Annotated in this window: 10 protein-coding genes; 4 read left to right on the forward strand and 6 right to left on the reverse strand. The window is 62.5% G+C overall.

The window, feature by feature from the left end:
- Nucleotides 1-13: 13 nt before the first annotated feature.
- From B0G82_RS02700 to B0G82_RS02720, 5 genes are all read right to left on the reverse strand, one after another.
- Nucleotides 14-2,248 carry a polysaccharide biosynthesis tyrosine autokinase gene (locus tag B0G82_RS02700; protein WP_121306578.1) on the reverse strand — a complete coding sequence of 745 codons (2,235 nt, stop codon included), beginning with the start codon at nucleotides 2,246-2,248 and terminating at the stop codon, nucleotides 14-16.
- A 49-nt stretch (nucleotides 2,249-2,297) separates the two neighbouring features.
- Complete coding sequence (locus B0G82_RS02705; RefSeq protein ID WP_121306579.1) at nucleotides 2,298-3,437, reverse strand: polysaccharide biosynthesis/export family protein; 1,140 nt, start codon at nucleotides 3,435-3,437, stop codon at nucleotides 2,298-2,300.
- A 65-nt stretch (nucleotides 3,438-3,502) separates the two neighbouring features.
- Nucleotides 3,503-4,888, reverse strand: a complete 1,386-nt coding sequence (locus B0G82_RS02710) for an undecaprenyl-phosphate glucose phosphotransferase (protein WP_121306580.1) — start codon at nucleotides 4,886-4,888, stop codon at nucleotides 3,503-3,505.
- 53 nt (nucleotides 4,889-4,941) lie between these two features.
- On the reverse strand, nucleotides 4,942-6,489 hold the full coding sequence (locus B0G82_RS02715) for a mannose-1-phosphate guanylyltransferase/mannose-6-phosphate isomerase (protein ID WP_121306581.1): 1,548 nt from the start codon (nucleotides 6,487-6,489) through the stop codon (nucleotides 4,942-4,944).
- 85 nt (nucleotides 6,490-6,574) lie between these two features.
- On the reverse strand, nucleotides 6,575-7,564 hold the full coding sequence (locus B0G82_RS02720; RefSeq protein WP_116142770.1) for a helix-turn-helix domain-containing protein: 990 nt from the start codon (nucleotides 7,562-7,564) through the stop codon (nucleotides 6,575-6,577).
- An 804-nt stretch (nucleotides 7,565-8,368) separates the two neighbouring features.
- Here B0G82_RS02720 and B0G82_RS02725 point away from each other — a divergent pair.
- From B0G82_RS02725 to B0G82_RS02735, 4 genes are all read left to right on the forward strand, one after another.
- On the forward strand, nucleotides 8,369-10,657 hold the full coding sequence (locus B0G82_RS02725; protein WP_121306582.1) for a hypothetical protein: 2,289 nt from the start codon (nucleotides 8,369-8,371) through the stop codon (nucleotides 10,655-10,657).
- A gap of 113 nt (nucleotides 10,658-10,770) precedes the next feature.
- Nucleotides 10,771-10,920 carry a hypothetical protein gene (locus B0G82_RS39960; protein ID WP_166679073.1) on the forward strand — a complete coding sequence of 50 codons (150 nt, stop codon included), beginning with the start codon at nucleotides 10,771-10,773 and terminating at the stop codon, nucleotides 10,918-10,920.
- A gap of 45 nt (nucleotides 10,921-10,965) precedes the next feature.
- Entirely contained in the window at nucleotides 10,966-11,418 is a 453-nt protein-coding gene (locus B0G82_RS02730; RefSeq protein WP_121308593.1) for a GDP-mannose mannosyl hydrolase, read from the forward strand.
- Nucleotides 11,419-11,549: 131 nt separating this feature from the next.
- Nucleotides 11,550-13,940 carry a PIG-L family deacetylase gene (locus B0G82_RS02735; RefSeq protein WP_121306583.1) on the forward strand — a complete coding sequence of 797 codons (2,391 nt, stop codon included), beginning with the start codon at nucleotides 11,550-11,552 and terminating at the stop codon, nucleotides 13,938-13,940.
- A 30-nt stretch (nucleotides 13,941-13,970) separates the two neighbouring features.
- On the opposite strand, the gene B0G82_RS02740 is transcribed toward B0G82_RS02735, so the two are convergent.
- Entirely contained in the window at nucleotides 13,971-15,056 is a 1,086-nt protein-coding gene (locus tag B0G82_RS02740; protein ID WP_121306584.1) for a glycosyltransferase family 4 protein, read from the reverse strand.
- Nucleotides 15,057-15,478 lie beyond the last annotated feature (422 nt).

Genomic DNA, 15,478 nt, shown 5'->3' on the forward strand with positions numbered 1-15,478 from the left:
GTCGGCCGCTGCCTCAACCGGCGATGCTGTCGTAGCCGTAGTAGCCGCCCTGATAGCCCGAGCCGAGGAACGCACCTTCCTGCGGCACATCGGTCAACAGAACGCCTCTGAGCCCCACGCCGCCATTGCGCAGCCGCTTGGCCGTCTCCATGACTTCGTTGAGCGGATGGCGGCCGTGGCGCACCACCAGCAGCGTCGTGCCCGCATACTTGCCGATCACCGTCGAGTCGGTCACCGCGAGAACCGGCGGCGTGTCGACAATCACGAGGTCGTAGTGCGACTTCAGTTCTTCGAGCATCGTTTCGAAGCGCTTGCTCATCAGCAGTTCGGCCGGATGCGAGGGCAGCGTGCCCTTGGCAAGCACGTCGAGACCCGGCAGCACATCGCGCTGAATCATCGAACTCAGGTCGCCGCCGCTCAGCACGTCGGACAGACCCGGCTGATGCGCGACACCGAAATGCGAGTGCACGTCGCCGCGCCGCATATCGCCGTCGATAATCAGCACGCGCTTGTTCGCCGACGCCACCAGCGCCGCCAGATTCACCGAGAGGAACGACTTGCCGGAATCGGGCCGCGAGCCGGTGATCATCACCACGTTGTTCTCGGCGTGATCGAGCGAGAGCTGCAGCGAGGTGCGCAAATTGCGCACGCCTTCCACGGCGATGTCTTCAGGCGCCTGCTGCGCCAGCACATGCAGTCCGCGACGGCGCAGCATGACGTTTTCCTGCAGCTTCAACTGGGTCTGGCTGCGCGGCACCACGGCGAACACCGGCACGCCGAGCATGCCTTCGAGTTCGTCCGGACGTTCCACGCCGCCGTACATCGCGCGCTTGAAGAAGGTCAGCAGAATGCCGAGCACGAGGCCGCCGCCGAGCGCGATCAGGATCGCGATCACGCGTTTCGGCCGCACGGGTTCATCAGGCGCTTCGGCGAAATCGACCACGCGCACGTTGCCCACCTGTCCCGCCTTCGCCACGCGCAGTTGCTGCGCGCTGTTCAGCAGATTGGTGTACAACTCCGTATCGACGTGCACGTCGCGCAGCAGACGCAAGGCGGTCTGCTCCGTATCCGGCATCACCGCCACGCTGCGGTTCATGTTGGCCGCCGCGCCTTGCAATGCGGCGATCTGCGCGTCGAGCGCGGCCACCGCCGGGTGATTCGCCGTGAAGCGTTGCGACATCTCCGCGCGTTGCTGCTGCAGATCCATCAGCTTGGTTTTGTTATCGACGATCTGTTGCAGCAGCAGGCGGCTTTCTTCGCCCAGGTCGACCGTGCCATGCGTGTTGCGGAACTTGTTGTAGCGTTGCTCGGCGTCGTCGAGCTCCTTGCGCAAGCCCGGCAGTTGCTGATCGAGGAAGGCCAGCATATGCTCGGCTTCGGTCGAACGGCTCTCCACATCCTGACGCACGAACTCGCGCGCCATGCTGTTGACGATCGCCGCCGTCAAGCCGGCGTCGCCGCCTTCCAGACTCGCGCGGATCACACCGGATTGCAGCGTGGTCTCCTGCACCAGCAAAGCCTTTTGTAAACGGTCCACGGTGCTTAACGTCGAGGCGCGCTGCAATTCGAAACGCGAGCCGGCAGGGCCGACCAGCTTATCGACGCGCAGCGTGATCGGGCCGTCGGCCGTATCCGTTTCCACGGTTTCGCCGACTTTCCCCGACAGAATCGCAATACCGTTCTTGTCCCGCAGCACGTACGACCCGTCATTGCCGGAAATCAGCGTGAAGGTCGTGTCGTACATTTCCTTCGACGTGTCGAACTGCGACACCGAAATGCTCTCGTCACCCCATGCATAGCCGGACAGGTTGATGAACTGCGGCAACTTGAAGCCCCATTGCCCGTTCACCAACCCCGCGATCATTCCGCCGATAACCGGAAAATAGCGCGGCGCAGCCGTGATATCGAGGTGCAGTTTCTTGACGGTCTCTTCCGTGACGAGCCGCGACTTCAGCAACTCGATCTCCGCCGCCGTCGAAGGCTTGGTGTCGAACATGCCGGTGAGCGGCGGCAAGGAATCCTTGCCGTTCGCATTGGCATTCGCCGTCTTGTCCTCTACGTGAAACAGAACATCCGCGCGATACGTGGGCGGCGCGAGGAAAGCGTACGCGCATCCCAGCGCGAGCGCGATCAGCATCACCACGACGATCGTGCGCCAACCTCGCACGATCGTGCGCAGATAGTCCGACAGGTGAAGCTCGTCCGGACCGGACACGTCGGTGTAACGGTTTTCAAAGTTGATTGCCATTTTCTTCACCCAACAAGGTCCGGAGGTTCAAGTTCACACTGTGCGGTTACTATTTCGCGAGAACGGCGCCCGTTACAGCCGCATTGATCGCCGGCAGCAGCAGGTTCAACACACGGTTGAAGCGGACCAGCCCGCCTTGACCGACATACACCACGTCTTTCGGCTGCAGTTCGAACTGATTCGCTAGCACCATCGACACCGGCGAGGTCGCGTCGAGGTGGTACACCTCAGGCGTTTCGCTCGTCGAGTTGCGAATCACGAACAGTTGCCGCGCCGCAGCCGTGTTCGAGTCGAAGCTGCCGCTGTCGGAGATTGCCTGCGAAAGCGTCAACGAACCGTTGCGCATCGGCAGGATGGTCGCCGGCTTGTTGACTTCGCCCATCACGTAGACACCGCTGTCTTCACGCGATGCCACCCGCAGCACGTCACCCGGTTGCAGGTAGATGTCCGAGGGATTTTTGCCGCGCTTGATCAGGTCGTCCACGTTCAGCTGATACGGCACGCCGTTGCGGAGCAACACCACGCGGCTGCGATCCGCATTGGCGCTGAGGCCGCCGGCCTGGCCGATCGCGTTCGTCAGCGACATCGGAATGTCAGTGACCGACAGCGCGCCAGGCGTGCGCACTTCGCCGTCGACATAAACCTGCTGCGCGCGGAACGAGGCCACCCGCACCGTCACTTCCGGCTTCTGGTACACCTTGCTCAGACGCTTGTAGAGCTCCTTCTGGATCGTGGTGGCGTCCTTGCCGGCCACATGCACCGTACCGGCATATGGGAACTGCACGTCGCCGTTTTCGTCGATCAGGAAGCCGGCTGCGGCGTCCGACGTTTTCGCGTTCTGCTGCGGCTGGCCGAGCGCGGCCGCGAGTTCCGGGTGATCCCACACGACGATCTGCAGCACGTCGCCGGGGCCGACCTTGTAAGCGGTCGGCTTGCCGAACAGTGCGGTCGTTGCCGGCGGCAGCGTCGACGCCATTTGCGCCTGGTTCATCTTGCGCAGCAGCGCGAGATTGATATCGGTAATCGGAATCTGCTGTTGCTGCGACGGCTCAGTACTGTAATCACCACCGGTGTCCTGAATGGTGGCCGGTGTGATCATCCGCTGGCCGGGCGCGATACCGCATCCAGAAAGCAGTGTTGCCGTAGCGAAAACCAGGAGACTTCCCGTGCGTAGACCAAGCGAGCTCATGATGTTCCTCCTTGTGCCACGGCGTTTTTCCTCAAGGGACGAAGCGCGCAGCGTTTTGTTAACAACTAATAAGCGTTTCGATGCACCAGTCCGGCGACTATCGTCGCGCCGATAATCCGCATGTCGAGCGCGAACGACCAATGGCCCAGGTAATACAGGTCATGTTCGACGCGACGTTCCATCTTCTCGATGCGGTCGGTTTCGCCACGAAAACCGTTGATCTGTGCCCACCCCGTGATCCCCGGTTTTATGCGGTAGCGATTGATATAGCCCGCGACCACTTTCTGATAGAGGTCGTCGTGCTCGAGTGCATGGGGACGCGGTCCTACGACCGACATGTCGCCACGCAACACGTTAAAGAATTGAGGCAATTCGTCGAGGCTCGTGCGGCGCAGGAAGGCGCCCACTCTCGTGACTCGCGGATCGTTACGCGTAGCTTGCCTGACGGTGCCTTTTTGCTCCGTGTGCAACCGCATAGAACGGAACTTATAGATCGTGAACACGTGACCGTCGGCGCCTTTGCGTTTCTGTTTGAACAGAACCGGACCGCGCGAGGACAGCTTCACCGCGATCGCGATGACGAGCATGACCGGCGCGAGCGCGATCAAGGCGGTCAAGGCGAACAGGCGGTCGAAGATTTCCTTCTTCAGCATTGAGTTCGCGGACAGCGGCGAAGCCACCAGATTGATCGCCGGCACGCCGAGCAGATCGATCACGCCGCTGCCCTCGAATAGCGCGAGGCTGCGCACGTCCGGCATGAAACGGATGTTCACCAGGTCGTCGCGGAATTCGCTGACCAGCGAACAGATCAGCGGCTCTTCGGAAAGCGACAGCATCAGCCACAGTTCGTGGACGTCGTTGGTCCGCATGTAGCCGGCCAGCGCGTCGACCGTGTCGAACACCGGGACTCCGGCGCTCGCGACCGGCGACACATCCGGACGCGCGTTGTACACGGCCGTGGCGCGAAAACCGGTAGTCGGCGCGGCGTTGATCCGGCGAATGATCGCGTCGCACTGCGAGCCGCTGCCCACAATCGCGACCTGATGCAGATTCAGTCCCGCGCTGCGTGCCCTCGCCAATACGGCGTGCGTCATCAGGCGGTATGCGATCAGCAGGCCGCCGGTCACCGCCGTCCAGTATGAGAACCACAGCCGTGACACGAAGTCGATACGATGCAGCGAATACATCAGCACCAGCGCGCTGACCTGCACCATCAGCCACGCGAGCGACACCTGGCCGGCCAGCACCAGCTTGGAGCGGCCGCGCCATGATTCGTACACGCCGAATGCCGGAAAGATAGCCAACGCGAACGCGGCGGAAAACATCACGAGGGCCCAATAGAATCCGGATTGAGCGAGGTAGTCAAAGCGGATCTGCGACGCCACCGCCGCACCCACCAATACCAATGCAACATCGAAAACTCGCGCGAGCAAATCCTGAAACTTGCGCATTCTGGTCACCTCGTTCTTGCCGTTCTTGTCCGCAGTTGAATCCGGCGTGCTGTTTAGGAGCAGCGGCCGTAGTTGTCGTTGAACCTCACAATGTCGTCTTCGCCGAGATAAGCGCCTGACTGGATTTCAATGATTTCGAGCGGCACCTTGCCCGGGTTTTCGAGCCGGTGCTTGATGCCGAGCGGGATATAGGTCGATTCGTTTTCGCTCAACAGAAACTGCTCTTCGCCGCGTGTGACGAGCGCCGTGCCGCGCACGACGACCCAGTGTTCCGCGCGGTGGTGATGCAATTGCAACGACAGTTGCGCGCCCGGCGTCACCACGATGCGCTTGACCTGGAAACGCTCGCCATGGTCAATCGAATCGTAGAAACCCCAAGGACGGCGCACCTTGCGGTGCGCATCGGCCTCCGGCGCGTGCTGCGCCTTGATGCGCGACACCAGCCCCTTCACGTCCTGCACGTGCGAGCGGTCGACCACCAGCACCGCGTCCGCGGTTTCGACCACCACGACATTGGTGGTGCCGACACAGGCAACCAGCCGGCCTTCCGAATGCGCATAGCTCGAGACCGCTCCTTCGAAGGTCACCCGGCCGCGTCCTGCGTTACCGTTGACGTCCTTCTCCATCGCGGCCCACACGGCGTCCCAGGAACCCAGGTCGGACCAGCCGGCATTCAGTCCGATCACGACGCCTGCCGGCGTCGCCGGCGCGCTGTCTGGCGTTTCGGGGCCGACAGTCTCGGTGAGGCGCTCCATCACCGCGTAGTCGATCGAGTTGGCGGGCGCACTGAGAAATGCATCGATCAGCGGCCGGAAATACGCACCGTCCATGCGGCCGCCCGTGAATGCGCGTTCGCAGGCCGAGTGCATGTCCGGTTGCAGACGCTTCAACGTGTCCAGCCACACGCTGGCGCGGACGATGAAGATGCCGCTGTTCCACCAGTACATGCCCGCCGCCACGTACTTCGCCGCGAGTTCTTCCGCGGGCTTTTCAACGAAACCGTCGATCGCATGGCCGCCGCCCGCCAGTTCGGCGCCGACGCGGATATAACCAAAGCCGGTGTCGGGGCGCGTGGGCGGCACGCCCAGTGTCGCGATCGAACCCTGCTCGGCGTAGCGCGCTGCGAGTTCCAGCGCGGCCTGCAAGGCGGGCACGTCGGATATCGAATGATCCGCCGGCATGACGACGAGAATCGCGTCGCGGCCGCCCGAGCACGCCAGCGACGCCGCCAGCGTCAATGCGGGCGCCGTATCGCGACGAGCCGGCTCGACAATAAGACGAGCGTCGACGCCATTTTCATGAAGTTGTTCTGCGATCACGAAGCGATGTTCTTCGCCGCATACGATGATCGGCGAGGCATCCACGCTCCAGCCGGCCGGAAAGCCGTCCATGCGCCGCGCGGTAGCTTGCAGCAGCGAGTCGGAACCGACGACGTCGATCAGTTGCTTCGGATAGTTTTCCCGCGATACCGGCCACAGGCGCGTGCCGGAGCCGCCCGCCAGAATGACTGGAACAATGCGCGTGGAACCCGCGCCCGCCGTCGCGGCACCCGCAGCATGCGTGCCGGCCGACGCGGCGCCTACAGCTCCCTGAGTCAACATATTCGCATTCCTTATAATTCCCAAAGTCGATGGAAGTACGGACCGGATGCCGTGTTGCCACACGGCCCGCCGGCTGGCCCCGTCGCTATTCGCCGACTAGTCGGCGACTTTGAATTCGAAATTCGGTCGGCGAAATTCTCATCCGCTTACGAAACACTTTCGCAAGTCGATCGCCGTTGCCCATGCCGGTGCGGCGGGCTATCTTGTCGACCGGCAATTCCGATTCGGTCAACAGGCTGCAGGTCACCGCAAGGCGCTCGTGCAACAGAAAACTCGAGGGCGTAATGCCCATTTCCATCTTGAAGCGGCGCAGAAAGTTGCGCTCGCTCATCGCGGCGAACTGCGCCGCGTCGGCAATCGAAATCGCCTGCTGGCAATTCTCTTGCAGCCAGCGAGCTGCCGCGCGCACCTTGTCGCCAGGACTCAGGCCGCCGTCTTCGCCGAGCAGCGGCGCGAGATTCGAGCATGAGTCCGCCAGCAGGCGCTCGGCGACGGTACGCGCGGTGGCGCCGCCGAGATCGCGCTTGATCATGGCGAGCGCGCTTCGCATCGATTCGAGACGATCGCCCGCATCGGCCGTCTGCTCAGGCTGGCGCGTCGGCGTCGGCGCCGACTGCGCATGCGCATCGCCAAGCTCGTGGTTGTCGGGCACGAACGCCGCCTCGAGCAACGCGCGACCTTCCGCGATCGGCCGGATCATGCCGGTATTGCGGCGCACACGGCGCAGCCACGCAATCAGGCGTTCGTCGTTGGCGGCAGCCAATGCGCCTTTGCCACCCGCAACATACAACGCGTCGAAACCGCCGTAATGCCGCGCGTCGAGTCCGTCAGTCCAGACCCGCAGCGCGGACGACGAAGTCACCATGCCGCCGTCGGCCGACAGGAACGAAACGTCGTATAACCAACCGCCCGAGCCGGACGAAGCCATTTCGTTGGCTGCCTGGAACACCTCGGCGACAACCCCTGCTCCCTGCAGCGAGCAGTCGTTGAACATCAGTATCGCGATGCGACGCATACCCTTGCTCGGAGCGTGCACCCAGCGCAGCATTGCGGACTCGAGACTCGCGCAGGTCATAGTCATCCTCTCACCAGAAAACGGATCTACTTTTCACCTTGGAAGGCCGCAGAGAGGCCATCCTCTGTGCAGCGCATCATAGTCACCGCCCTTCAAGCACTTAGCCGCCATGACCGAAAGCGCAGACATGTTGGCGTATGGACAGGGTGACCAACCAGGGATTTTCGGAACAACCCCGCAACCGCCGTCTTTTTCAACGAATTAATTGCCGATTCCGCATAGGAATGAATTTGCATTCTGCGAATGTTAATGCAAATAAAAACGCCATTTCGTACGCCACCGCACACACTACGACTACTCGAAAACGGCGCAGTTACAATTTGATCTATCCATCGCGAAGTGGATTTGAAGTGACTTTTTCCCATCAGGGCGTCAGAATGAGTGCAACCGGCTTTGCAATCCCGACGTCTGCCGCAGCCCGTGCCCACTCTGGTTTCTTCTGACGATATATGCGCGGGGATGGCAATAAGTAAAACGAACAACCAATATAAACACTTGAGAGTTCGACAAAATTATTTACTTGGTTGTTATTGGATCGCACGCATATAAACGTGACGATTAATGTTTCAAACCTGAAACACACAAATAAGATACCTTTAGGTCGCACGGCAATAGACGGGCCAATGGCGGAATGTGTCGAGACGGGACCGGACTATTTCCGCCAACGGAGTGCGGAAATACACTATGCGGTTTCCGCAACACATTGCACGAAGGCGTCACACGAGGCGGCTCTGACCTGGTGAACTAGTAATTGGGCGACGCGTCTGTGGCGCCTGGAAGGACAGCGAACGACACGGGGAGCACATGTCGAATGTACGCGAACAGCACGCGCCGCGAAACCGCAACGGCGCCTTTATCGGTGGCGGAGTACGGCAGGGAATGGCCCTCGCTATCCCGGCAGTGGCCGCCATTCTGCTTGGCTTCGCGGCCGGCCGATGCGCAGCCGCCGATGCTGCGCCGCAGGCGAATGGTGTGAGCAATGGCCCATTCACCGCGGACGGCAGGAAGTGGACGCCGTGCGCGGCGGAGTACGGCACGTGCCGTTTCAACGGTACGCGCGACGTACTGTATGGCACGCCGGAGCAACACGTAGTCAAAACGTTCTCAACCAGTGCGGAGTGCAATAACGGCGTATTCGGCGATCCTGCGCCCGGAGTGGAGAAACGTTGCGCGATGGCGCCGGCGGCGGCGAGCAATGCACCCGCGCCTGTCGCGAAGCAGGACGCAGCGCCGAGCGCCGCAATGCAATCTGCCACGCCAATAGACCTGAAGGCGCCACCCGGACAAGGGCTGCGTTGCTCGTCGCCTTCATCGCAAGTACCTGCTGCCGCGAACGGCGATCTGCTCGAAGCCGATACGCCCAGCGACGGCACGCGTCTGTTCGCGGTGAACAAACCGTTTGCGCTGGTTTTCGCCACGCGCCCGACGCAAGGCGACACGCTCAACTGGCAGATACGCGACACGTGGAATGCCGTGCGCGCCAGCGGACGCTTTCCCGTCGCGGCGGGTGCGACGCTGTCCACGTTGAGCTGCGCGTCGAGCGTGGCGGGCTACTTCGCGGTGTCCGCGTCGCTGGAACGTGCTCATGGTCAGCTCGAATCGCGCGGCACGCGCCCCGCGGGTATCGCGACGTTCGGCGTGCTGCCCGATGCGTCCGCTGCGTTACCCGTCGTGCGTTTTCCGTATGAAGATCTGCACCGCTTCGGCGGTCAGGGCGCGGCTTATCTTGCGCCGGGGCAACACTGCTGCGACGGCGACGGCTACCGGCCGGTCTATACCGCGCTCGGCCTCACATGGGTCAACGACAATCGCAACTGGTATATGGAGGAGCCGAAACAAGCGGGCACGTTCGAGCCCGCCAGCAAACAGCTCACGCCGTTCTTCCGGCGCGGCGACCTGCTCCGGCTGATCCAGCTCGACGGCATTCCGCAGTGGGCGAGTCCAACGAAGACGGAGACGCACAGCTATGCGCCGAAATCGCTCGCGCAGATGAAGGACTACATGGCCAAGGTCGGCGCCGAGTCGAATCGCGTGCGCACGACTTACTTTCCCAAACAGCGCGATAACTACTATCAGGTGACGTGGGAACCGGACGCGGACGGCGGTCTGCCGTGGCGTGACACGGATGCGAATTTCATCGCCATGTACAAGGCCGTCTGGGAGGGCATCCATCAGACGGATCCGCATGCGGTGGTCATGGGTCCGACCTATTCGTCAGTGCAGGGTAATGTCACGTGGATGCGCAAGCTCGGCCCGCAAGGCATCGGCCGCTATATGGATGGCATGACGATTCACGGTTACTACGATATCGGCACCACGCCCTCGCACCCGCCCGAGCGCGTCGCGGATACCGGCAATCAGGGCACCGTGCCGGGCGCGCTGCCCTCCGCAATGCGCGCGCTGCGCCACGAAATGCGCCTGTACCTGAAGCCCGGCGCGCCGCTCTTCGTGACCGAAACGGGCATCAGCTACGACATCGGGCAGTCGTATGGCAAGAATTATCCGGGCGCGAACGTGCTGTATGCACAAGCTGCCGTGACGGCGCGCACGCATCTGATCCTGCTAGGCGAAGGCGCCGACATGACCTACGTGTTCTATCTGGCGGATATGCCGGACGCCGCGCCCGGCTACGGGATTTTCTTCGAGCTCGATCATCCGAAAGGCGCCTACGGTCCGGCCCGCATCAGCCCGAAACCCGCGGCGCTGGCGGTGGCGGCGATGACGCGGATCATAGACGGCACCGACACGCTCGGCCCGCTCAAGGATCTGCCCAAAGGCGTCTACGCCTACGGGTTCCGCCGGCTTGGCGGTGGCAAGATCGTGACCGCGCTATGGACGCACGACAACGACAGGTGGAACGCCAAAAGCGGCTTCGACGCGAGTCGCAGCGTGGACTATCGTCTGCGAGTCGATGCGCCGGGCACGGCCGGCGAAGTGACGGCGTTCGACATGATGGGCAACGCGACGAGCTTGCCGTACCGCGACGGCGTGGCTAACCTGCAACTCTCGCCCGCGCCGGTCTATGTCGTCTCCAGCAACGCCGACGTCTTCAAGGACGCTGTCACCACGCCCGAGGGTTACGTGGCGCATTAGCGGCGCGATGTGCCGATACTTCGGCGTGATGGGACAGCCTCTGCGGCGACTGGCGCACATAGTATGCAAGCGGATGCACGTTAGCATGCCTACCAACACGCCGGAGCCGAGACATGAACGGCCTTGCATGGATGACGCTGATACTGGCCGCGTTGATCGGCGCGTTTCTCTTCGCGACGATCGGCGCGATTGTGCTCGCGCTTTTTCTGACGAGCGTGTCGGGCCGGCTCACGCGACACGATGATCACCATCGCGACTATTAGCTGATGACGCGTTCAACCGGCGCGAGAAACGCGGGAGATGACATGCTGTTGACCGAGATCGATTTCCTGGACGTGGTCCGCCTCACGCCTCTGGTTGCGTTCGATCTGATCGTCAGCGATACGCAAGGGCGCGTGCTGGTAGGCCGCCGCCGCAACCGCCCTGCCCGTGGCACCTGGTTCGTTCCCGGCGGTCGCATCCACAAAGACGAAACACTCGACGCCGCGTTTGCCCGCATCGCCGACGCCGAGCTGGGGGTCGCGAAACTGGCACGCTCGACGGCGCGCTTCGAAGGCGTGTTCGAGCATCACTACAGCGACAATTTCGCGGGCGAGCCGGACGTGTCGACGCATTACATCGTGCTCGCCTATTCGCTCACGCTCCCGGGCACCGCGCCGCTCGGACGGCCCGAGCAGCACAGCGAATATCTCTGGCTTGCGCCTTCGGAACTGCTCGCGCGCGCGGACGTCCACGACAACACCAAAGCCTACTTCCTCTAACGCAGCCGCAGGCCGTCGCACGAGGCTGAACCCGCGCCAGGGCGCGATTTGCGACGGACTGTGAGTTCGGCAACGTGCCGGTCATGGCCGCCGCAGTATGATGCGAGCTCACCGTCAGAGCTCGAATCACCATGCGATTATCGGCAAGCCCGCTCGTTCGCGATTCATTCTTTGCTTTTCTCGCGGTTCTCTTCTTCGCCTTCCTGCCGGGCGCGGCGCGCGCGGCCGAGTGCGGCCCCGGCACATTGGTCACGGTAGTCGCGCACCTCGACGACGATCTGCTCTTCGTCGACCCCGCCATCAGCGAGCGTCTCGACGCGGGCTGGTGCATCACCACGGTGCATCTGATCGGCGGTGCCAACGGTGCGGATTTCGCTTACGTTCAAACCCGCGAGCGGGCCTCACGCCTCGCTTATGCGCGCATGGCCGGCGTGCCCGACGAGTGGCTCGAATCAAACGTTACGATTGCCGGCAAGCTCGTGCATCAGATGGTGCTGAAGGCCAGGCCGCAAGTGCGCCTGCTCGAACTTCGCCTACCCGGCGGCGCCGTGCGCGGCGGCCGCGTACCGCTCGGCCTGTTGTGGGAACAACACGCCACGATCTCCACGTATCCGATGAACGCGGACGGCTCCGTGCGTGTGAAATACGATCGCGATTCCTTGTCGGCTACTTTAAAAGCGATGCTTGCGCCGGCGACGCTGATCTACACGCTCAATCCGGACACCGTGCCGTTTATCGAGCATCCCGATCATATCTATTCGGCGCGTATTACTCGCCACGTCGCGCAGACACTCGGCAAAGGCGTGCCGATCGTCTATCACGTCACCTATCCGACCGGCGGCTGGCCCGGTAATCTTCCCGCTGCCGAAGTGCAGCGCAAGCGTGACATCGTCGCCAGCTATTTTTCCATCGACGGCAGCGAGTCGTCCCACGTATTCGGCGAGTTTCAGTGGGACGGCAACTGGATTTCGCGCCGCTATGTGGTTGACGATCGCACCGATCGCCGCGTGCCGGATTTTGTGTCTCATCCGATCCAGTTGTTCAACGCGGCGGCGAGCCGCTGCCTGACTTCCGCGGGACCAGGCCGCGCGCCGGCGCTCGCCGCCTGCACGGACTCGTCCGCGCAGCAATGGCGATGGGATCCGCTGACCGTGTATCCCGGCAATACGCGCAACGCCGCGCTCGTGAGCGTCGCGACCTCGCAATGTATCGCCGAGCGCGACGGCTACCTGGTCGCGGAGACTTGCGATCAATGGGACGTGGCGCAAAGCTGGACGCCGTGGGACTTCGGCCTCGTCTATACGCCGATGCGGCATTGTCTCGGCGAAAACGACGGCAAGCTCACCATGCGCGGCTGCACCGCGCTCACCACGCGCTACCGCTGGGCCACCACGCAACACACGCAGGCGAACGACCTGAGGCTCGCCGCGGCGATGGTCGGCGACATCGGCGGCTCGGGGGAACAGTCCGTGGTGTACGTGCAGCGGCAACACGACGGCCCAGGATTCAACGTGTATGCCGCGTCGCTCACCAAGGCTTCGGCGCCCGCGCTGTGGTACGCGAGCGCCGTCCCCTTCGATCCCCGGGCGAGCGCGCCGAGTTGCGCCGGCGACAAACTGTGCTTCGACAGCGTGCGCTTCCTGCTCGGTGATTTCGACGGCGACGGCAAGGCGGATCTGATGATCGTCGCGGCGCGCCAGGGCGGGACCGCGTTCTGGTTGCTTCGCAGTACCGGCGAATCGTTCGAGCCTCCACGCCTCTGGCTGCAGACGAGCAACGCGTTCAGGCCCGAACTGACGCAGCAATATGTGGCGGCGAACTTTACCGGCACCGGACGGGCCAGCGTGCTGATCGCGCAGAAGCGGCCCGACAGCGGGCTCGATCTGTGGATGGCGTCTGCGCAAGGATCGGGCATCTCAACGGGATCGGCGCCGGTGCTCTGGGCGCAGGCCAGAAATCTGCCGCAGAACGTTAATCTGCTGACTCGCGAAACGGCCGGCTCGCGCGCCTCGCTAGTCGCGGTGGACGGCGCCGGCGGACGCCTCGCGCTCACGCCGATCGTCAACGAGGGCGCGCGCATGAGTGTCGGCGAGCGCAACGTGTTGCCGGCGACTTTTGCCCCCGGCTTCGTGAAAGTGACAATGGGCGCCGTGCATGGCCGCGACAGCAACACGCTGATTCTGCTGACGCCGCATCTGGACGAATCGAGCGAAGAAGCCATGATCGATGTAGCCACGCTCGACCTGAGCGGCGCGGCGAGCGCGCCGGCCCAGGCGGCGACATTGCACGGCATGTCGTGGTCGGATGTGTTTCCGGAATTCGTGCGTGACAAACGGGGGGCGGCACTCGTGCTGTTTCGACGGACCGACGCGACCCTCGGCGATTTCTATTTCACCGGCGGCGCACCGGCAATCACGCGCTATCCATCCGGAAACGGCCTGACGCTGGGCGAAGTGCAGGAACTCGGCAAACTGCCGGGGCTTTTCTCGGAGACCGTGCGAATCGACCGGCTCGCGCAATAACGTTACGCAAGCCGGCCGGCCCGATCGACGTCAGGCCGAAACCCGGAGCGGGTGGACGAACTTGCGCGCGATCGTCATGTAACGATCCGCGGTGTCGTGCAGCGTGTAGCCGGCCAGCTGCCGGTTCGCGCGCGGCGTGTCGAGCGCGTGCAACAGAGCGCGGCCGTAGGCTTCCGCATCGGTCGTGTCGACCAGACTGACGCCGGCAAACGCGCTCGCAAAACCGAACGAGGGAATCCGGCTCGCCACGACTGGAATGCCCGACGCAAGCGCCTCAAGAAAACCAATGCTCTGTGCTTCGAAACGCGACGGCATCGCGAAGACGCGCGAGGCGCGCAGAATCGCGGCGACGTCGGAACGCGGCCCGCCCACCGTCACGCTGCTTTCCAGGCCGAGCTGACGAACCAGCGACAGCACCGCTCTGTGATAGTCGAGATCTTCGACGACGCCGCACAACAACAGACGTGCCTCCGGCTCCGATTGCAACACGCGCTCGAACGCGCGGATCGTGTCCAGTTGGCTCTTGCCTTCGATATAGCGGCCGAGCTGGACGATCTGCTTCGGGTGCACGCCGATATCTGGCGCGACGACGTCGTTGTCTTCCGAGAACAATTGCGCATCCACACCATTCGGAATCACGACCATGGAGGGATGGCGGCCAATCTCCCGAAGGTAGTCGTCGATATTCTGCTGCGACACGCCGATGACGGCTCTCGCGCGTCGCGAGAGCAGGCGTTCGGCGCGCTTGAGCGCACCGTTCTCGAAATCGTTGACGCCAGAATGCATGACCCATGCGATCGGCGTATGGACCGGCAGAAGGCGCACATAAAGCGCGGCAAGCGTGGCGTGAGCCACGATGAAATCCGGCCGGAACCGCCGCACCACGCGATACAGGTGCAGCAGCTTTCCCACCCTGCCGTAGCGAACCTCGGGAAACAGACACGTGACACCGGCCGCCTGAAGTTCTGCGTGAATGGCGGCGAAATCCTCCTGCTCCGGGAGCAGCGATGTCATGCAGACCTCATGGCCACCGCGCTGATGATGAATGGCCAATCCCTTTACGAGTACTTCCGCCCCGGACAAACGCGGTGCATGAACCAGTTGAAGAATCCTCACGATCTATCTCTCTGGATAACCGCCTTTTTTGCGCAGCGGAGGGATGCCGCCCCCGTTATTGCAGACGCAAAATAACGCCGGCATCCAACATCGTGGTGGCGCGCCCCGCTTTTCGGAGCGCATCAATGCTTTCGTAAAACAGCGACAGTTCCGCTGCGAAGTCCATGTCGCGAAGAAACCTTACACCCAAGGTCCAGCACTTTTACGCCAACCCTAAGAGCTTTTCGGCTGACCAATGAGCGCTAACGCCCATTTCTCAGTCGATTGATCTCGCTGGATAGTTAGGCATCCGTTTCAAATTTTTACGACCCTAATTCGATGTGGCGGACAAATACTAGTCTCGCCTGACAGATATGTTCGTACGAACAAAGCAATTAGTACTGCATTAATGTTCATACGTAACGACTCGTTACGTCTTTTAA

Origin of the sequence: Paraburkholderia sp. BL17N1, assembly GCF_003634175.1 — a bacterium.
Lineage (GTDB): Bacteria > Pseudomonadota > Gammaproteobacteria > Burkholderiales > Burkholderiaceae > Paraburkholderia.